Consider the following 20,008-nt stretch of genomic DNA (forward strand, 5'->3'; position numbering starts at 1 on the left):
TTTCAATCCACGCACCCGCGAGGGGTGCGACATCTCTTGCATCTGGAGTTACTTCTTCTAAATCTATTTCAATCCACGCACCCGCGAGGGGTGCGACGAGTTACAAATAATTCTGCTTATGGTTTTATCCTATTTCAATCCACGCACCCGCGAGGGGTGCGACCTGTTAAATGTGTAATAGTCAATTAATCTCTTGTATTTCAATCCACGCACCCGCGAGGGGTGCGACTGTATTTTTTAGCCATTATCTCCTACTAAAAAATACAGCTAATCATTTTTTTAAGAGTTTTGTCTCTTTTTTCCTTGTTTTTTATGAGTTAGGTCTAGGCTTTTTATGTCCAGGTCCAAATCTCACGAGTCCTACAAGATCAATAGATCTTTTTCTGGGTTATAAGTATCGTCTCTTCCCAGACTTTCAACTCTTCTCTCCCAATTTTTCCCTAAATTATAAATTCTTATAGAATCTTTTTTGGAATCAATTATTTTTTCTAATTTGTTTTTTATTTCTACCAAGTCGGCTGGATAAATATTTAGTTCAAAGACTGAGTTCTGTACTCTTTGTCCATAATCAAGACAGACTTTTGCTACCTGTCTTAATCTTTTTTTGCCAGCTGGCGTTACTGTTTCTACATCGTAAGTAATTAACACTTGCATTTTAGCCTCCTATCATAAAGGGTGGATAGGCCTCTATGTCTCCTCTAAGATAAGAATTTAATAAGAGGGCTTGTACGTGAGGGAGCAGTCCAATTTTAATATTCTCTTCAAAAAATGGATGGTAGATTTCTTCTTGTTCTCTTTTATTCCAATTTTCTAAAACTACCTGCCTTCCCTTTTCGTTTAGGAGTGTGGCTCCATTTTCTTTAACTTCAAAATGGTTCTTGTTTATTCTATTTAAGTTTATCATTGATAGTGTAAACTTATCAACTAGAAAGGCTCGCATCTCCTCAATTATGTCTAGAGCCATACTAACTCTACCTGGTCTGTCTGTGTGAAAGAATCCTGCATAAGAATCTATTCCCACTCCTTCAAGAGCTGCGGCAATGTTATTGGTGAGTAGGGAGTAGAGAAAAGATATTAAGGCATTAAACCTGTCCATTGGTGGTCTCTTGCTTCTATCAATAAAGAAAAAGTCTTCTCTTTGCTTGATTATTAATTCATCTAGGACAGAGAAGTAGCCTCTTGCAATTATTCCCTCAATGCCTCTAACACTATCTTTGTTTTTACAATTTTTTATTTCTAGCATAAGTAGCTTTATTGCTTCTATTACTTCTTCTAACCTTTTAACATCTACCTTGTCCTTATTATCTAATTTTCCTCTTATTAAAACCTTCCTAGAGTTGTAGGCCTTAGCATAGATTATATTTTTTACAAAATCTAATGACTCCTCTGATTCTTGCATTTTGTATTGTTTCTTTCTCGTATAAATATTTCCATAAGATGCTCCTATAACTCTTCCACAATACTTTCCGTAGGGTGTGAAGAACGTTATCGCTACATTTTCCTCCATGCACATTTTCATAAGGTCTGGGCTGACACCCATATAGTTGAAGCAAACTATTTGCTTTAATATGTGGATAGGATATCTTGCGATTCTATTTGAATCCTCTGTTATGGAAATATTTCTTCCTTCTTTTCTCAGATAATAGTCAGGATTTGTTACATATAAGGTGTTCAGTAATTTTTTCATAATTCTGCCCCATAGATATAGTTAGCAACATTTTTTATCTTTTTTGTTAACCTTGGATTGCACTCATCATACAAGGAACACATCCTGCAATTTTTATAATTTTCCGCCTTAGGAATAATTTTATTCTTGTAATAATAGTGCATTTCTTGGGCTGCTTTTATAGTTAAATCTCTAAGCTCATCTGTAAACTCAACTTTATCTCTTGTGTCCGTTTCATTGTAATAAAGATAACCGTAGTCTAATTTGATGCCTAAGTTTTCTTCTATACAAATTCCCTGTGCCATAAGTTGAGCATTGTCGTAGTTGTATTTTTTCTTCTTACCTCGTTTATATTCTACGATTACTGGTAGCCACTTTCCCTTCCTGTTTTTTAATTCTACTCCTTCATCTGATTTGTAAAATTCAATTACATCTAGCCTGCCAGAGAGTCCCAAAGATTTGGAACTCACTGACATAGCTCTTGATATTATTAGGTCTTTTCTCTTTTCTTTTATGAAAGGTTGATCTACTTTTGTATGGATGACTTGACCTTCTGCTGTAAAGGAGTTTTCCGTCCAAATATTTTCAACATGGATAAGTGCCCACTGCCTCTTGCAAAATAAAAAATGTTGTATTCCATTTAACATTAAATAGTCATCTTCTGCATACATTTTAAATTCCTTGAATGTGCTCTACTCTCAAACCTTTTTCTTCATATTCTTTTAATTTTTCTTGATCTAATCTAATATTGTAGTCTTCATACCTTACTCTTAAATCCTCTGCATTAGGTAAGTCGTATTTTAATAGGTCTTTGATCTTTCCACTTGACACATCTCCAACCTTTGATGAGTGGTTAAACCAAAAGATGTCTTTAACTTCCATGGATCCGTCTGGTCTTGCTGATGATACATCGTTTAAGAATAAAGTTTTTATACATTCCTTTACTATCTCAACATCTTCTTGGTCAAATCCAGTTTTTTCTGCAAAGTATGAATTTATACTTCCATTAACTACATAAACACCGTGGTCAACAAAGTGTTTTGTACCCATTGTATCTGCAGATCTAGTTTTTCCTGCTGCCGGTTCCATACCGCTTATAGATTTTGTTATTTGCATTGTTGTTATTTCTATTGGCTCAATAGATTTTGCAATAGATATAGAAACTGGTCCTCTTATACCTAAGGATCTTTTTTGGTAAGTGAATACTTGACCAAAGGATCTAATGTCAATCCATTTTTCGTTAGCTATTTTTTCAACTTCTTCGTCAGATTCTTTGTTAAATACATCTTCAAATCTCTTTTGAAGAGACCTAAAACCATCATCACTCCTATCAAGTGATTTTACAAAGACGTCATGACCCATGTCTTGCATCCTATTTCTTATTTTTCGCTTTAAGCAAACATCAGAGATTTCTCCAAATCCTCTATTGTCAATTCTTGGCATATTACCTGTTAGAGGATCTCCGTTTGGGTTGGCTCCAGAAACTTCAATTGTAAAAATAAAATCTACTTTATTGTTAATCATTTTCTTCCTCACTTTCTTTTGTAGTTCTTCTATATAAGTAATCTAATTCTTTAATTTGCGCTTGATATCCAAATAAAAATCCTGAGTTTAAAGGTTTATTTGTTTCTACCCCATTAAATTTGTAATTTTCCCCTATAAGGTCAATTACATCTCCAGCTTCTCTTTTTAAAATATTTCTTATTTCTCTAGTTTTTTCATTTGCATGCAACTTAAAATCATAAGGCTTGATTAAATCGCTAAGTCTCATGCTCATTGTCGCAGGTTTATTTAAATAACTTGACCAAAGTTTTTCAGCATTTGTTATTCTTTCGTCGTCCTTATTGTAAGTAAAAGCTTCAGTTTTTTCGTATATAGCTAGAAGTCTACCAAATAAGTAAGACCTATCTGTTTCTTTTCTATCCAACATATTGCTCTTAATTCCCTCCTTATCTTTTAAGACTGCCAAGGCACACAACTTAACTTGTTGCCAAGATTTATCGTAACTTAATCTATTTCTTATATTTAGTTCCAAGGCTCTAATAATATTTTGAGGCATATCTCTACCTTCAACTATTGCCATTAGGATGTTCTTATATTGATCAGTGGAGAAGCTCTTCTTTGATACCTCTAAGCCTTTTTCTCTTTCAACTCCATAAGCTGTTTGAATTAGAGCAAAGGGACTTGGAGTGTATAAGTGTCTTCCTATTTCTTTAGTATATCTAGGCCAATTGTATTTACCTTGCCACTTAACCAAGTTCTCTTTTAGTATTGAAGAATCCATTTCCTTAAAGTATTTAAGGGCTACCCTTCCATTGCTAACTTTATCAATTATTGCAATGTAGTACTTAGAGTCTTCGCTAAATCTTATCCTTCCACTGGTAAAGGATCTAACAATATCTTCAGATGTTTTATCTGCTATAGCCATAGAAGTTTCTTTACTTATTCCTTTTAAATCATCTTCTGACAGCATAAATAATTGAAGATTTTGGGAACTTTCTTTATCTGGCTCTTCAATACTTTTTTCTAGCTTCTTGGTTACATCCATCTCCGTCTTATTTTGAATATCATCAGAGAACCAGCTCAAAACATAAGTAAATTCTCCAAGCCACCTGGAAGTATTTTCACCACTTAAGAGGGCCTTAGCCATTTGTATAATTTTTTGGCTTGAGTCCTTTCCTATTTTTATAGTTTCGTCAGGCTTATCAAATCTGCCGAGAAAGTTTTCACTGTTAGCAGTTATTTGAGATATGAGTCTTGCTGAACCGATGAGAGGTTTGTGCTTTAGACACAAGAAGTCTTCTTTTCCTGATATGTTACAAATTATCTTTTCAGAGTCCTTGTCTCTTGCAAAACTTTCTTCTGTGTATCTCATAAATTTTTCTTGCAAGTTTTTATTTTCTGATAGACTTAGGTTTTTCTTGCCATCATAATTTTCTACTGCAAAAGTTAAAAATACCTTTGAAAAATCTACAGTCACAGTCTTTGGTTTTTTTTCTGAATTATCTACATATTCAACAACTTTATCTTTTGTAATCTTATAATCTTTATAAAGTTTTGAAAGTATATCTTCGAAAACTTTTGCTTTTGTTATATAGTCATGAACAATCTCTACAAAGTCATCTTTATCGGAATTAATCCAGGATTCCTGTTGATTAATATAGGCGAGAGACTTCTTTGTATCGTCTTGGATTACATAATCAAAGTTGTCGAAGAGGGGATGAGGTGCAATGCCACTAGACCTTGCAACAGAATCTTCTGTTACTGGAAAAATTACAATGTCGCCGTCATCTAAAAAATTTGCATCAACTAATTCACTTCTCTTGTTTATTAAAATTTCTACAATATTCTTACCATTGGACTTCATGGAGTTGTGATAAATTGGTAATATTAAATTAGACTTATCATTTAGATCTCCAATTAAATTATTTTCAAGTCCAAAGTTATATGAATTGTATAAGGCAGTTAAAAAACTCAATGTATCACCTCCAATTAATAGTCTTCTAATTCTTGGTCTACTGTCCTTGTGAGTCCAGGTTCTTTAAATGAATAATTTGAAACTTCATTTATTATTGGACAGTCTTCAGGCCTTGGAAAAATAATTCTTCCATTTTTCATATTTATTGGCCCATAGGCTGACCTTAACATCTCGCCAGACTTCTTTGGATAAATTAGTCCAACTAACATAAGTCCAAAGCCTAAATTAGTATCATCGTAATATCCCTTGTCATTTTCATACTCTTCTTCTGTCAAGTATTCGATGAAGCCTTGGCACTCAGAAACTCCTAAGAAGATTGGTCTTCTTCCTCCTCTTTTAAGAGATCTTTCTATTATGGCTTCGTGCTTTAAAAAGTTTCTGTCATTCTTTAAATCCTCTCTGTCTTCATTCCACTCAAAGTGAAATTTTACATAATAGCAAGGATCACTTAAATAGGTATATGCTGATAAATCAGCGCTATAGTCTCTTAAGAGAAGTCTCATGCCTTGGGTGTAGGACTCGATTTTATTCATTATCCTAACTTCATCAATCACATTTGTAATTGTGGGTTTAAAATAATTTGCGTCGATTATTCCCTTCAAATTTTCTCTAGTAGGGACGTTATAAGAGATCTTTTCTCCCCCTGACTTACTTTCTGGCGAAGTGAACAATGCCCTATCACCATATACTTTTGCGAAAAAGTATTTTGACTTATTCATTAATAACACCTCCTTTAGTTTTTAATTTCGCGAAAACGATATCATCTTCGTTACCTTTATATTAATATGAATATAGTCTCTTTGTCAAGCATCTATTCGATTTTATTTTTTATAATTTTTTGATATAATTGTTTCATCAGCGAAAGCTGTGGATTGAAAGATATTTATATGGAAGATAGACCCTATTATTATTATTATTATTATTATTATTATTAAGGGTCTTTTTTCTTTTATAATATAAAGCTATCCGGTTCTTCAAAGTTAACACCAAATTTTTCATTGTAATAAGAATTTGGAAGGATATAAATTTTTCCATCTAGAACATTGTCGCAAGAACTCAAATCTTTTTTACTAATAGCTACAGTGTGCCTTGAAAGTTTCTTTACTATTTTCTTTAACTCTCTCAAATTATTTAGATAATCTGGTCCATTTAATTCCTTTGCTAGGTCCATCAACTTATTCAAATCCTCTTTAGTTTCTTCATAATCGACAATGGCAGTGCCCTTATTATCTTCAATCAATTCAAATTCTTTGTAGGCTTCCTTAAAAGATTGGAATAAATCAAAGTAGATTTTTCTCTTTTCATCATATAAATATCCTGCGACTTCTTTTAGTTCTTTCTTTACCTTGTTTAATTTTTGAAAATCACCAGCAACTTCTTTATTCTCAGCCAATAATTTTAATACATCTGAGTATTGGTCTCCCTTTAAGTTGGCATATAGCTTTTCAAAATATTCTTCAGTCAACTCCTTTATATCTAAGTCTCCTCTTGATGTGTTGAGAGCAGCCTTGCAGGCAACCTTTCTCTCATCAACTCCCTTTAACATAGAAGTTTTTTCTTCATTTTTGTCTAAATTTATTAGGTAAGTGAAGGCAGACTTGCGGTGGCCTTCTCTATTGCACCTACCCATGGCTTGGACTACTGAGTCCATACCAGAGAGGGACCTTATGACAAGATCAAAGTCCACATCCACTCCTGCTTCAATAAGTTGAGTTGAGACTACACAAATTTTATCTCCCTTTAGTAACCTCTTTTTTACTTCCCCAATCTTCTTTAACCTATGGCTAGCTGTCAAATTAGTTGTTAGATAATACAAATCTCTATCTTCATAATCACTTTGAAGCAAGTCAAATAACTTTCTTACAGTTTTCTTTGTGTTTAAAATAATTAAATTAGACTTATCCAAATTTTCCAAGACTAGGTCCCTTATGTCTTCAAGCCCATACATCTTATTTATGTCACCATAAACTTTTAACTTGACCCTCTCAAAGGCTGAGAAGTCATAATTTTTATTATCTATAATGTCTTCATTTTCTCCATCTAAATCTCCATAAAATAGTTTATGGTCAAGAGCTAGAGATGCGTTTGTAGGTTGAGTTGCCGTTGATAAAAGGATGTTCGTCTTCATTACTATTTTCATAAAGTTAAGGGCAAGATTAGTCATATATAAAAATTCTGTTGGTATTGACTGCCACTCATCCAAAATAATTACAGAATTGATAAGAGACTTAAACCTTGTCAGATTTGCTGACTTCCCCTTGAATAAAGAATTGTAAAATTGGACCATAGTTGTCAAAACTACTGGCGAAGTCCAATCATCAAGAAGAAATTTTTTATTTACAACATCTAATTCATCGTCCCTATCATCATTTTCAATTTCATCTTCATCGTCAACAACGTTGGAATGGTGTTCCAAGACAAAGTCATCATTATTTAAAATTCCCCTCATCTCAGATGCGTTTTGTTCAAGAACTGAAAGAAAAGATGTAACGTAAAAGAACCTATCCTTGCCTTGATAGTTCATTTGATTTATTCCATAGCGAAGGGACAAAAGAGTCTTGCCTGCACCTGTTGGTAGATCTAGTTTATAAATTCCAAGCCCATCTTCCTTAGATCTCTTGAGAATGTCTTCCGAAATTTCATTCCTCAAAACATTTAACTTTCCTTCAGGTTTTCCAAAAGATTCGTACTTCTTATTAATGTTTTCTTCAAATCTTTTTTCTACTTGCCTTAATTTTTCTAGATTCTCGTCAACAATTATATCCTCATAAGCATTTATTGTGTCCTTAATGTCTGCAGATTTTAAAATAGAAACCAAGAGCCTAATAAACATAGACTTGTAAAAGCACAGAGCTTCATACTCTTTATTCTCTGAGTATTCTCTAGAAGATTTTTTTAATTTCTTTAAAATTTCTATATATTCTAAAAATCCCTGACAAAATAAATCTTTTATATAAATTTCTTTTGATTTAAAAAACTTATCTACTTCTTCAAAAAATTCATCAACATCAAGACTTTCTTTTGAAGTTTCGCCAAACCTATAAGATGACTTATCAATTTTTTTAAGTCTATCAAGGCTTGTCAAAACATAGGTCATTTCTTCATTCTTCCTCACCATATCGTATTGACCGTGATGGGACATAATTGTGTAAATCAAAATGTTTATATAGTCGCTTAAGTCTAAGATTGTCAATCTATCTTTTCCCAAAACACTTTTCAAGTCTAAGATAGATTGGTCTTTACTATCGAAAATTTCATCAAAAACTGACTTGTAAATTTTCACGACAAATAGACCACCAAGACTTGAGTGGTCTACTTTTTTGTTTGAATTTTTTATGATTTTATCTTGGAAGTCAAGGCTAGCCTTGCCTATGTCGTGGAGAAGTCCTGTTAAGAAGCTAATGTTTCCAACATCAACTTTTTCGCCAATTTTCTTTGCTTCAAGTCCAGTTTTTAAAAGATGAGTGTAAAGAGTTTGCTTCTTTTCTCTCTTGTCCCTATCAATGTGTGCGTACAATTTATCTAACATAAAACCACCTCAAAAATTTTTATAACTTTATTATGAATTAAATTTTAATAACCCTTGTCGAAGTCCACTATGTTTTTGAAGTCGCCGTCGTTCTTCAAGGTTTTTAGGACTTGGTAGCCTAGTTTTTCTATTCTATCTCCATATTTTCTAGCCAAGCCATTACCCATTAAAACTTTCATTTTTACCTCCATTTATAAAAATTCTTTATTGTGCTAATTCGTATTCTAAATAAATTATAGGGCAAGCTAGAATTTTAGTAAATAGCCGGCTTATTGTAAAAGTTTTTTAAATATAATATAATTTATTTGAAAAATTGAAAGGAGTCTTTATGAGTTTTTTTAGAACCCTACCCACAAAGCTTAGCTTTAATACAAGTGAAAAAATTCAAATAGCAAATGCAGAGCTCACTTCTGGTGACTTTGCCCTAGCAATTGACGTGTTAAATGCCCAAGACTCTTTTATCACTAATATTGAATTTGCTGTTAAGTTCAAGTCCATTGAAAGATCCTACCTCTTTAATGGTCGTGAATTTTATTTTCAACAAGCTGTTAATATTGCACCCTTCACTCGTTACTTCTTAGATCCCTTTATCTTGGACGAGAGATTCCACGAGGCAAGAGCCATTGACATTTACATTTCAAAATACACAACTAACGGAAAAAATATTACTTGTGGGGACAAAGAATTTGAAATTAATCTCCCAGTTATTCCTGAAAGGAAGAGGGCTCAAATAAAGGAGACTCTTGGTGATGGCATAAAGACCTACGGGGAAAACCAAATGGATTTTTGGCGATGTGCCTGCGGCTTTATCAATGAAAACGAGACTAGCGAGTGTGAGTTTTGTGGTAGAAACAAGAGCTTCGTCTTAAACAACCTCACAGAGGCCTTGATAAATTCTAAAATTTTAAACGTTATAGAAAACACCAGGTCCACTGATGGGATAAATTTAAAAACTCTTGAAACCCACTTGACTCAAACAAATCTTTCCAAGATTGCTCCCTCAACAGAAAGTTTAAAAGTCGACAGGACCAATGAAGAGGCTCCAAAAAAACCAAGGTCAATACCTTGGAAGAAAATATTTTTTACCCTTATCTTCATCATCATCTTGTCAATTCTTTCAATCTTTACATTGAACATAGTTAAAAGATTTAGAAATGAGAGTAAGATTGAAGATGCAAGGAGTCTTGCCCTAAGTGGCAACTACCACCAGGCTCTTGAAATGTATAATTCTGCTACAAAGGACAAGACTAGCCCAGAAATCTTAAACGAAATGGAAAAACTTAAAAAGCTTGTGGCATCAGACGAATCTTTCCAAAGAGCTTCTAGCCACTTAGAAGATGGCGACTACATCGACGCTGCCTACAATTATAAAAAAGTAATCCAAGAGGACGAGAAAAATTATAAGTCTGCACAAGACAAGCTTACATCCATAGAAGATACAGTCTTAAATGAAGTTAAATCATCCTATAAAACTAATAGGGCTGATGCACTTCAAATTTTGAATTCCTACTTGAATGTGGTGCCTGAATCAGCCAAGGCAGCGAAGTTAAAAAAGGAAATTGAAAGTGCAAACTGCTTGCAAGAAGACGGAAACCAAAAAGAAAACTTTGAAAAGGAAGAAAGCGATAAGGATGCAGCAGAAACTGCTAAAAAAGCTTCTGACCTCCTTCACACTTACAAGACCGTTGTAACAGAAAAGGCCAACCTGCGAGCCGAACCAAGCGTCGACTCATCCATTGTGAGGATCCTCGAAAAGGGAACCGAACTCTACATCCTTGAGACAAAAATCGAACAAGGGCAAAGAATTTGGTGCCATGTTGAAGTTAAAAATGCAATTTCACAAGACACAATTAAGGGTTGGGTCTCAAACAAAACCTTAAACTAATAATCTCCACCTAGGCGTGGAGATTTTTTTATAATCTTTTAAAATAAATGAACCTTTTTATGTCTTAAATAGTCTTATAAGTAGATGCATCTAAGAGAGGAGGATAAAATGAATCGTGAAAGAAAATTTACTGAAGAAGATTTTGACAAATTAAAAGCTGGCGACAGAGATTCCTTTAACCTTCTTTACCAGGAATACTACTTAGTCTTATTTAGGACTGCCCTCTTGATCTTGGGCAATAAGGAAGATGCAGAAGATGTCCTCCAAGACACTTTCGTTTCCATTTACAAGAATGTAAAATCTCTTTCTGATTTTGATAAATTAAAATCTTGGATCTTCTCAATCTTAAAGAACACTTCCTACACAAGATACAAGAAGAGGAAGAGAGAGTTCCCAGATGAGTTTATCCTTGATAAGGCTGAAGAAAGTCCCACCGATCTTGGAGAAGATGACTTTGCAGAAAAATCAGAAATTCAAGATGCCCTCATGAACTTAAAAGAAAAGGAAAGAGAAGTCCTGGTCCTCTATTACTACAACGACTTTTCCATAGAAGAAATCGCCAGCATCTGCAAGACCTTCCAGGGTACAGTGAAGTCAAGACTCCATAGGGCTCGCAAAAATTTGAAGAAAGAACTTTTAAAAACACAAGAAGAATATGAAGGAGAGTTATTATGAAAGATTTTGATAAGTATATAAAAAATGAACTCAATAAGTCTGTTGAAGATTCTTCTCCTTCTGATTATCTTAAAAATAAAATTGATTTAGAGATCAATTCACAAGGAGAAAAAGGAGAATTTAAAATGAAAAAAAGATTTGTATTAGTAGCAGCTGCTGCCCTTGTACTTTCAGTGGGAGTTTTCGCTGCAGGAAAAATTACAGGAACATTAGCATCTTCAACATCATTTTATAACTACACAAAATATACTGACATGGCTAAGGCAGAAAAGAAGGCTGGCTTTGATGCCTATGCTCCAGAAAGTTTAGGAGATTATAAGTTTGATGGAATTAGAATGGTTGACATGGCAGACATGGACGACACTGGAGCAAAATTAAATAAGAGAAAGGCAATTGATGTTGACTACAAAACCGATAAGGGAGACAGAGTACTACTTTCAATTGACAAGAATCCAGAGAGTTCAAAAGCTATAGACGAACAAGCTTATCATGAAATGAGAGATGTAAATGGTGTAGCTGTTTATTACTCAAGAATTGAAAATGTCTTTTTACCAGATGAAAAAGATGCGACAAAAGAAGAACTTGAAAGATCCAAGAAGGATCCTTTCTTTAACCTAGCTATTGGCTCAGCTAAAAGAGAAGAAGAAGTTTCTAAGCACCTAATCTTTGACTACAAGGGAATTCAATATTCCTTAATTGCTGGAGATGATATGGACGTAAATGAATTTTATAAGATGGCAGAAGAAATTATAAAATAATTTCTCGAAGTTAGTTAAAACATTTTTCTTATATTTTAAATAGTTGTAAATTTTAAAAATCTAAGCACCAAAAAAGGACCCTCGCGGTCCTTTCTTTTTATAAATTTAATTTGCCCCTGTCATCTTCTTATACATTTCCACATTTGTGTCGTTTAAAAATTCGTAGGCTGCATTTATTTTTTGGAATTTTTCTTTCGCTCCCTCTTCCTTATTTAGGTCAGGGTGATATTTTTTCGCCATCTTCCTGTAGGCAAGTTTGATTTCATACTTGTCTGCTGTGTAGTTTACACCAAGAGTGTCACAGGCAGATTCGTATTGGTCCTTGAAGCCATAGCCTCCAGATGATGAAGAGCCACCATAGGAGCCTCCGTAATTGTTGCCATAGGACCCACCTTGATTTTCATAGAAGCCACCATAGCCTGCTTGTCTAAAGAATTCTTCAAATTGTGAGAAGTCATCAAAAGTTGTCCAAGTGAAGCCACCGAAGTCCTTAAAGCTTTGTCGGTACTCTTCTTCTCTCTGTCTTCTCCTCTCTTCTTCCTCTTTAATTCTCTCTCTTTCCTTCTTTTCCCAGTAGGCTCTTCCGTAGCCAGAAATATTTTCAAATTCATTTTCCTTGCCAAGGAGATAGTGGTCTGCCCTGTCGTAGAAAAATTCTGTCACAACGTAGTGGGCGTACTTCAAGAAGGATTCTGAGACGTTCCCTAGTATTGGCACAAATATTGCCAAGACTATTAGGGTTGAGAGCCACTCATTTCTCGCCAAGCCCCTCCAAGCAAGGGGATTTAAAAGCAAAAATATTATTAAGCAGCCTCCCATAGAAATTATGTACAAGAAAAATCTTCTCACTGCCGAGAAGAGATCAACAGCAATATTTACTATTACAATTAAGAAGGTCAAGAGGAGGTCTAAAAATTTCCCCAAGCCCTTATAAAAATATCCTAAAATTTTATTCATTATCTTTCTCTTTTCTATATTCTTCTAAAAACTTTTCGTCTTCAATAACAAGTCCCCACTCATTTGCCAAAAATTCTAAGTGATGGGTGAACTCGTGAAGGAGAACTTCTTCAAGCTTTTCCTTAAGCCTATCTCTCGATGAAAATCTGTACATATCCATAAAGGACCCGTAGTAAATTGTTATCATATTGCCAAGGATTGACCTTTGATACTCTCCCATTATTATTAAGTCATCGTCACGGGACTCAGCGTGGTACTTCTTATCCTCTGATAGGATTATGCCACCATTTAAATGGTCAAAGGCATAGGCTGGTATGGACTCGCAAATTTCTTCTAAGATTTCTTGGACCTCATCAATCCTCTCAAGGTAGTAGGAGTCCTCATCATCTTCATTTTCTAAATCTATTTCTTCTCTTTGATCATCTTGGTCTTCATCTTTATCTTCATCTTCTCTTTTATCATAAGTATCTTGTATTAAATCAAGAGGAAGATCAAAATTGTTATCTTCATCACTATAAAAAGTTTTTTTCTCATCAAAGTCCTGCATCTTTTCACCTATAAAATAAAAAACTGTAGAATTCTACAGTTTTATCTAATTTATTTAATTATAATACCCCAGCATAAAATTTTCCACACATCTTATATCTCATCAAGGGCGACAAGTTTTTTGCCTGGCACTGATGACAAAAGTTTTTTTGTGTAGTCCATCTTTGGGTTTTCAAAAATTTCTTCTGACTCGTCGTATTCCACGCAGTCGCCATGATACATTACGAGGACTTCTTCTGCCACGTGTCTAACAACTGAGAGGTCGTGAGAGATGAAAATCATACTTAGTCCTAGGTCTCTTTGAAGGTCCTCTAGCAAATTAATTATTTGTGCTTGAATGGAAACGTCAAGGGCTGAAGTTGGTTCGTCGGCAATAATTATTTTTGGATCAACAGCAAGGGCTCTCGCAATAGAAATTCTCTGCCTTTGTCCTCCTGAGAACTCGTGAGGGTACCTCTCCATGTGGTATTCTGAAAGACCACATATCTCCATAGTCTCTAAAACCTTTTTGTGGATCTTGTCCTTGTCCCTCTCTCCCAAAAGATTTTTTATGCCCGATGCAATTATGTCCTTACATTTTTTTCTAGGGTTAAGTGATGAGTAGGGATCTTGAAAAATCATTTGGACGTCTTTCCTATATTCTTTTAGCTCCCTTTGGTTCTCTTCCAAAATATTTTTTCCCTTGTAAATTATCTGACCTGTGGCATCTGGATAGAGTCCCATAATGCACCTAGCAAGAGTTGACTTGCCAGACCCACTTTCTCCAACTACACCAAGGGTGTGTGAAGTCCTAAGGTTAAAGGAAATATCCTTAACTGCCTTTAAAGTATTTTTTTTGCCAAGATTGAATTCCTTGTTTAAGTTCTTAACTTGTAAAATTATTTTATCTTCCATAGCATCACCTGTACAAGAAACAGCTTACCTTTTGTCCATCAACATCAACTTCTTCAGGAGCCTTCTCTTCACAAATTTTCATTTTCTCGTCGCACCTGTCGCAAAAGTTGCAGCAGTCAGGAAGACCTATTGGATTGGGAACTGATCCCCTTATTGTGTAAAGCTCATTCCTCTTCTTGTGGGCACTTGGTATGGCCTTAATAAGTCCCCTTGTGTAGGGATGAAGAGGCCTTTTGAAAATATCTTCAGCCTTGGCCCTTTCCACAACCTTACCTGCATACATTACGTTGACATAGTCTGCGATATCAGAGACAACTCCCAAGTCGTGACTTATAAAAATAATGGAGGCCTTCATATCTTCCTTTAATTTCTTCATGAGTTCTAGGACTTCCTTTTGGATAGTAACGTCAAGAGCCGTTGTTGGTTCGTCAGCTATTAAGAGTTTGGGAGAAGATGACAATGCCATTGCAATCATAATCCTCTGCCTCATACCACCAGAAAGCTCGTGGGGATATGAGTTGTAAACTTCTTCTGCTCTTGGGATTTCAACTTTTTTTATCATCTCTATGGATTTTTCTTTTGCAGTCTTCTTATCCATATCAAAGTGAGTCCTAAAGACTTCTGACATTTGGTAGCCAACCTTTAATGCTGGGTTAAGTGAAGTCATAGGCTCTTGAAAGATCATTGAAATTTCATTCCCCCTAATATGTCTAAGTTCTTCAGGAGAAGACTTAAGTAAGTTCTTGCCTTCAAAATTTATTGCTCCAGAAATTTTTTCAAGAGATGACTTGTCAAGAAGACCCATAATAGCAAGAGAAGTTACAGACTTACCTGAACCACTCTCTCCTACTATGGCAGTTGTCTTGCCGTCACGAGTATTTATATTGACCTTGTTTACTGCTTTGACAATACCTTGGGAGCTTTTGAAAAAAACTTCAAGGTCTTTTATTTCTAATAACATACTACCTCCTGAACTTTGGATCAAAGGCATCTCTTAGGGCATCGCCTACAATATTTAAAACTAAAATAGTTAGGGCAATGGCAAGTCCTGGGAAGAGAGTGATGTGAGGATAGTTCCTTATATATGCCCTTCCCTCAGAAAGCATTTGACCCCACTCTGCTTCTGGTGGCATAATTCCCATCCCAATAAAGGAAAGTGAAGCTGCTGATAGGATTGCAGTTCCCACTCCAATTGTTGCTTGAACAATTATTGGCGCAAAACAATTTGGTAGAATTTCTGCAAAAATTAGTTTAAAGGTTTTGACTCCAGCAAGTCTTGCTGATTCAATATATTCTAAGTTCTTCACAGCCATAACCTGACTCCTGACAATCCTTGCATAAGATGGTATTGATGAAAGGGAAACTGCTAAAATTAAATTTTTCATTCCACCACCAAGAGCTGCTGCAAGTGCAATTGCAAGAACAAGTTGTGGGATAGATAAGATTGTGTCCATGACCCTCATTATTATGGCATCAAAGACACCTTCATAATAACCTGCGAAGGCACCAATTATTACTCCAATAAAGGTAGATATAATTACAGAAGAAAATCCAACCCTAAGAGAAATCTGTCCTCCCTTTAGGACTCTTGAAAATATATCACGACCAAAGTTGTCTGTCCCCATTAAGTGGTCTGAGCTTGGTCTTAAGAAGTTATCTTTTGGAAACTGCTCTGTGTAGTCGTAGGGCGCTATGAGGTCAGCAAAAATTGCCGCAAGAATTATTAAAATTAAAATTCCAAGGGCAAAGACTGCAAGCTTGTTCCTGCTATAATATTTAAAAAATGTTTTAAATCTCTTTAACATAGTCCACCTACTTGTACTCTGACTTAATTCTAGGATTTATAAATCCATAGAGGATGTCAACCACAATGGAAATCACTGAATAAACTATGGCTATTAGCATAATAGCTCCGAGGATTATCGGGTAGTCACGAGTCTTTATGGAGTCAACCATTAGTCTGCCAATGCCAGGAATAGAAAAAATTGTCTCTGTCAAAATACTTCCACCAAGAAGTCCACCAGCTTGGAGTCCAATAGTAGTTATAACTGGAATCATTGCATTCTTTAAGGCGTGAACAAAAATAATTTTGGACTTTGAAAGTCCCTTGGCATAAGCTGTCCTAATGTAGTCCTTGTCCAAGACATCTAACATTGCCGACCTTGTCATCCTCATAATAACTGCAGAGGATTGGAAGCCCAAGGCAAACCATGGAAGAATCATCTGCTTAATAGATGAAAATCCTGAAGCAGGCAAGATCTTTAACTTAGTAGAAAAAATTATTATAAGTAGAAGACCTGACCAAAAGATTGGCATGGCAAGACCCACCATTCCAAAGGCTGTGATTATAGAATCTATAAAGGTGTTTTTCTTTATGGCTGCAAGAACCCCAAAGGATATCCCCATTACAATTGCAATTATAAGGGCGCCACCTGCAAGCTTAATTGTTGTTGGAAAGACTCTTAAAAGAGCTTCTGTGACAGACCTTCCCGATTGATAACTTATTCCCAAGTTAAAGTGGAGGACCAAGCCCTTTAAATAATTTCCATATTGAACCAGGAAGGGTTCCTTTAGTCCCAGGCTCTCTCTTATTGCCTCTACTGTTTCCTTAGGTGCATTGGGTCCAGCTGCAGCAAGGGCAGCATCACCTGGCGAAAGGTAGAGGAGCAAGAAGACAATAAAACTTACTCCTAAGAGAGTAGGTATTAAAATTAAGAGTCTCTTTAAAATATATTTTGTCATATCTAATCCTTTCTTTCCTAGAAAAGACGAAATTCACCAAATAAGAACTTGGTGAATTTCAAAAAATTATTTTTCTAATAAAGTTACATCTTTAAGTTCTTGTGGATATTTTGGAAGTAGTTCAAGTCCTTCTACTTTACTGTTAGCTGCCACAAGTGTTTCGCCATAACAAATGTATAGCCATGGATATTCTTGGTTTATAAGCTCTTGAGCCTTCTTGTAAATTTCTGCTCTCTTTGCATCATCAACTGTTGAAAGACCTTCTTTTATTAAATTATCAAGTTCTTCATTTCCAAAGTACATAAAGTTTGGTCCCTCACCCTTGTTTGATGAATGGAAGGGTTGGAAAAGTTCATAGTGGGCATCCACAATTGATGGGTTCCAGCTCATGATAAACATATTGTGCTCTTTTCTCTTTAGGGCATCCATAAAAGCTCCCCACTCAAGTCTTTCTATGTTAAGACCAATTCCATATTCCTTTAATTGGGCTTGCATCATAGTTGCAACATTAACTCTTTGAGTGTTGTCAGATGTGTAGATGGAAATATTTGTGCCTTCACCTACTCCGGCAGCAGCAAAAAGTTCCTTTGCCCTTTCCTTGTTAACCTTGTTTGCTTCAAGAGAATCTGCTATAGAATATTTGAAGTTAGGGTTAACTGGACTTGTTGCAAGCTTCCCACTATTCATATAAACAGTTTCAAAAATTGAATTCATATCAATGGCATTTACCATAGCTTCTCTTGCTTCCTTCTTGTCAAAAGGAGGCTTTGCCATGTTAAAGCCAATGAAGTGAACTGAGTTATCTAATTTTCTGTAAAGTTTTAAGTCTTTATTTTCTTCTATGTTAGGAATTTCTGCTGGGTCGATTTTATATGCAAGGTCAACTCCACCTGATTCAAGTTCAATAATTCTTTGTGAGGCTTCTGGTATTACCCTCATTTCGATGCCAGCAATACTTGGCTTGTCTCCCCAGTAATTTTCATTAACTGAAAAGTTTGCATGGTCATTTTGAACCCATTCGTCTAATACGAAAGGTCCAGTTCCCATTGGTGCAGTAGCAAGGTCTGCTCCACCTTCTACATAGGCCTTAGACACAATGGATACAGCTGGGTGTGAAAGTGAGTTTAAAAAGGCAGCATCTGGTTCACTTAACTTAAAGGAGAAGGTTAAATCATCTTCCTTTTGGTAGGAATTTGGATCTATCTTGCCATAAAAAGATTTGAACTTTTCACTTGCTGCTGCTCTTTGAAGTGTAAAAATTACATCATCAGCAGTAAGTGGGCTTCCATCAGAAAACTTAACTCCATCTCTTAATTTAATCTTAAAAGTTTGTGGATCTGGGTTTTCAATTGATTCTGCAAGTGAGTTAACGAGTTCACCCTTAGCGTTTCTCTTTACCAAAGTATCGTAAACTTGAATTAAAATATTTTCTGCGTAGTCATCGTTTAACGCATTAGGTTCAAGTGTAGTAGTGTCTTCAGAAACTGCAACTTTTAATATCTTTCCTTCTTCTTTCTTCTTGTCCTTAGAGGAGCAAGCCGTCAAAAATAGTGAAAGCACTAAAAGCATCCCAATAATTATTCTCTTCCTCATTATCATCTTCCTTTCTTAGACTCTTTTTATATCTGCTCCAAGATTTCTAAATTTTTCTTCGATTTTTTCATAACCCCTGTCTATGTGGTGAATTTCAGAAATTTCAGTTTCGCCTTCAGAAACTAATCCTGCAAGTATAAGGGCAGCTCCTGCTCTTAAGTCTGTTGCAGCAACCTTGGATCCGTATAGTTTGTTCTTACCCAATAGTATAGCTTCTCTATCTACTACTTTGATTTTTGCACCCATCTTCTTAAGTTCTTCTGCGTGCATGAAGCGATTTTCGAAAACTGTTTCTATAACGGAAGATTGTCCTTCAGCTTGAGTTAGAAGGGCCATAAATTGTGCCTGCAAGTCTGTTGGGAAACCTGGATGAGGTAGGGTTTTTATTTCGATTGGTTTAATATCATCTGTCCCAACAACCCTAACAGTGTCTCCATTTTCTATTACCTTGGCACCAGTTTCTTCTAACTTTGCTATAACTGGCTTTAGGTGAGATGTTATTATATTTTCAATAGTGATGTCTCCACCAGTAATTGCTGCAGCCACCATAAAGGTTCCTGCTTCAATCCTGTCTGGTATAATTTGGTGACTACATCCTCTTAACTTTTCTACGCCCTTGATTTTTATTGTAGAAGTTCCTGCGCCCATAACCTTGGCACCCATTTTGTTAAGGAAGTTTGCAAGGTCAACAATTTCTGGTTCCATGGCACAGTTTTCCATAATAGTTTCGCCTTCAGCAAGGACTGCAGCTGTCATAATATTTTCTGTTGCCCCGACTGATGGGAAGTCAAGATAGATTCTTGTGCCCACAAGTTTATCGCACTCAGCCTTAATTTCTCCGTGAGTCATTTCTATCTTTGCACCTAAGGCCTTAAAACCCTTTAAGTGGAGGTCAATTGGTCTTGATCCAATGTTGCAGCCACCAGGTAGGGAGTTGTAGGCCTTGTTTAGCTTAGCAAGAAGCGGTCCCATAACAAGGAAGGATGCTCTCATCTTGCTCATAAGTTCGTAGTCAGTTTCGTAAGAGTTAAGACCACTTGGATCAATTACAAGTTTGTTGCCATCTTTTTCTATTTTAAGTCCAAGCCCTCTAAGAACTTCTGTAATGATTTCAACATCCTTTAGCTCAGGCACGTCCTCTAAAACAATTTCTTCTGTCCCAAGAATTGTTGCAGCTAAAATTGGAAGAGCTGCGTTTTTTGCACCTGAAATTCTAACATTACCCTTTAGTGGGCCCTTTGATTTTACTAATATTTTATCCAAAAGGATTCCTCCTATAAAATTT

At 35.5% G+C, this 20,008-nt stretch carries 19 protein-coding genes and 1 CRISPR repeat array; of the genes, 3 read left to right on the plus strand and 16 right to left on the minus strand.

Annotated elements, in window-relative coordinates; genetic code table 11:
- Positions 1 to 229: a CRISPR direct-repeat array (repeat unit 31 nt; unit sequence TTTCAATCCACGCACCCGCGAGGGGTGCGAC).
- 131 nt (positions 230 to 360) lie between these two features.
- From cas2 to HMPREF1864_RS08770, 8 genes are all read right to left on the minus strand, one after another.
- The gene (gene cas2, locus HMPREF1864_RS07555) at positions 361 to 654 is read right to left on the minus strand and encodes a CRISPR-associated endonuclease Cas2 (RefSeq protein ID WP_062572180.1); all 294 of its coding nucleotides are present in this window, start codon (positions 652 to 654) and stop codon (positions 361 to 363) included.
- A 1-nt stretch (position 655) separates the two neighbouring features.
- Positions 656 to 1,687 carry a type I-C CRISPR-associated endonuclease Cas1c gene (gene cas1c, locus HMPREF1864_RS07560; RefSeq protein WP_062572181.1) on the minus strand — a complete coding sequence of 344 codons (1,032 nt, stop codon included), beginning with the start codon at positions 1,685 to 1,687 and terminating at the stop codon, positions 656 to 658.
- Positions 1,684 to 2,337, minus strand: coding sequence for a CRISPR-associated protein Cas4 (cas4, locus tag HMPREF1864_RS07565; RefSeq protein ID WP_062572182.1), 654 nt, complete (start codon positions 2,335 to 2,337; stop codon positions 1,684 to 1,686). The genes cas1c and cas4 overlap by 4 nt, the downstream gene beginning before the upstream one ends.
- A gap of 1 nt (position 2,338) precedes the next feature.
- The gene (cas7c, locus tag HMPREF1864_RS07570; RefSeq protein WP_062572183.1) at positions 2,339 to 3,190 is read right to left on the minus strand and encodes a type I-C CRISPR-associated protein Cas7/Csd2; all 852 of its coding nucleotides are present in this window, start codon (positions 3,188 to 3,190) and stop codon (positions 2,339 to 2,341) included.
- On the minus strand, positions 3,183 to 5,144 hold the full coding sequence (gene cas8c, locus HMPREF1864_RS07575) for a type I-C CRISPR-associated protein Cas8c/Csd1 (protein ID WP_062572184.1): 1,962 nt from the start codon (positions 5,142 to 5,144) through the stop codon (positions 3,183 to 3,185). Before cas8c ends, cas7c begins: the two co-directional genes overlap by 8 nt.
- A 14-nt stretch (positions 5,145 to 5,158) precedes the next feature.
- A complete protein-coding gene (gene cas5c / locus HMPREF1864_RS07580; RefSeq protein WP_062572185.1) occupies positions 5,159 to 5,863 on the minus strand; it encodes a type I-C CRISPR-associated protein Cas5c in 705 nt (234 codons plus the stop codon).
- A gap of 230 nt (positions 5,864 to 6,093) precedes the next feature.
- A complete protein-coding gene (locus HMPREF1864_RS07585; RefSeq protein ID WP_062572186.1) occupies positions 6,094 to 8,673 on the minus strand; it encodes a CRISPR-associated helicase/endonuclease Cas3 in 2,580 nt (859 codons plus the stop codon).
- A 44-nt stretch (positions 8,674 to 8,717) separates the two neighbouring features.
- Positions 8,718 to 8,852, minus strand: coding sequence for a hypothetical protein (locus HMPREF1864_RS08770; RefSeq protein ID WP_255353776.1), 135 nt, complete (start codon positions 8,850 to 8,852; stop codon positions 8,718 to 8,720).
- 149 nt (positions 8,853 to 9,001) lie between these two features.
- Between HMPREF1864_RS08770 and HMPREF1864_RS07590 the strand changes: the two genes are divergently transcribed.
- The 3 genes from HMPREF1864_RS07590 (at position 9,002) to HMPREF1864_RS07600 (ending at position 11,991) form a co-directional block, all read left to right on the plus strand.
- Positions 9,002 to 10,558, plus strand: a complete 1,557-nt coding sequence (locus HMPREF1864_RS07590) for an SH3 domain-containing protein (RefSeq protein WP_062572187.1) — start codon at positions 9,002 to 9,004, stop codon at positions 10,556 to 10,558.
- Positions 10,559 to 10,666: 108 nt separating this feature from the next.
- On the plus strand, positions 10,667 to 11,233 hold the full coding sequence (locus tag HMPREF1864_RS07595; RefSeq protein ID WP_062572188.1) for an RNA polymerase sigma factor: 567 nt from the start codon (positions 10,667 to 10,669) through the stop codon (positions 11,231 to 11,233).
- Positions 11,230 to 11,991 carry a hypothetical protein gene (locus HMPREF1864_RS07600; RefSeq protein ID WP_062572189.1) on the plus strand — a complete coding sequence of 254 codons (762 nt, stop codon included), beginning with the start codon at positions 11,230 to 11,232 and terminating at the stop codon, positions 11,989 to 11,991. The genes HMPREF1864_RS07595 and HMPREF1864_RS07600 overlap by 4 nt, the downstream gene beginning before the upstream one ends.
- A 105-nt stretch (positions 11,992 to 12,096) precedes the next feature.
- Here the strand turns inward: HMPREF1864_RS07600 and HMPREF1864_RS07605 are convergent, their stop codons facing one another.
- The 8 genes from HMPREF1864_RS07605 to murA form a co-directional block, all read right to left on the minus strand.
- Positions 12,097 to 12,948 carry a DnaJ domain-containing protein gene (locus HMPREF1864_RS07605; protein ID WP_062572190.1) on the minus strand — a complete coding sequence of 284 codons (852 nt, stop codon included), beginning with the start codon at positions 12,946 to 12,948 and terminating at the stop codon, positions 12,097 to 12,099.
- Positions 12,941 to 13,495 (minus strand): metallopeptidase family protein, encoded by a 555-nt coding sequence (locus HMPREF1864_RS07610; protein ID WP_082718932.1) that lies wholly within the window; start codon positions 13,493 to 13,495, stop codon positions 12,941 to 12,943. Before HMPREF1864_RS07610 ends, HMPREF1864_RS07605 begins: the two co-directional genes overlap by 8 nt.
- Positions 13,496 to 13,587: 92 nt before the next feature.
- Positions 13,588 to 14,388: an ATP-binding cassette domain-containing protein gene (locus HMPREF1864_RS07615; protein WP_062572191.1), complete on the minus strand. Its 801-nt coding sequence runs from the start codon at positions 14,386 to 14,388 to the stop codon at positions 13,588 to 13,590.
- A 4-nt stretch (positions 14,389 to 14,392) separates the two neighbouring features.
- Positions 14,393 to 15,349 (minus strand): ABC transporter ATP-binding protein, encoded by a 957-nt coding sequence (locus HMPREF1864_RS07620; RefSeq protein ID WP_062572192.1) that lies wholly within the window; start codon positions 15,347 to 15,349, stop codon positions 14,393 to 14,395.
- Between the two features lies 1 nt (position 15,350).
- Complete coding sequence (locus tag HMPREF1864_RS07625) at positions 15,351 to 16,193, minus strand: ABC transporter permease (protein WP_062572193.1); 843 nt, start codon at positions 16,191 to 16,193, stop codon at positions 15,351 to 15,353.
- Between the two features lie 7 nt (positions 16,194 to 16,200).
- Positions 16,201 to 17,130 carry an ABC transporter permease gene (locus tag HMPREF1864_RS07630; RefSeq protein WP_062572194.1) on the minus strand — a complete coding sequence of 310 codons (930 nt, stop codon included), beginning with the start codon at positions 17,128 to 17,130 and terminating at the stop codon, positions 16,201 to 16,203.
- 66 nt (positions 17,131 to 17,196) lie between these two features.
- Positions 17,197 to 18,723 (minus strand): ABC transporter substrate-binding protein, encoded by a 1,527-nt coding sequence (locus HMPREF1864_RS07635; RefSeq protein WP_062572195.1) that lies wholly within the window; start codon positions 18,721 to 18,723, stop codon positions 17,197 to 17,199.
- A 15-nt stretch (positions 18,724 to 18,738) separates the two neighbouring features.
- A complete protein-coding gene (gene murA, locus HMPREF1864_RS07640; RefSeq protein ID WP_062572196.1) occupies positions 18,739 to 19,986 on the minus strand; it encodes a UDP-N-acetylglucosamine 1-carboxyvinyltransferase in 1,248 nt (415 codons plus the stop codon).
- Between the last annotated feature and the right edge of the window lie 22 nt (positions 19,987 to 20,008).

This window comes from Peptoniphilus sp. DNF00840 (assembly GCF_001553125.1).
Taxonomy (GTDB): domain Bacteria; phylum Bacillota; class Clostridia; order Tissierellales; family Peptoniphilaceae; genus Peptoniphilus_A; species Peptoniphilus_A vaginalis.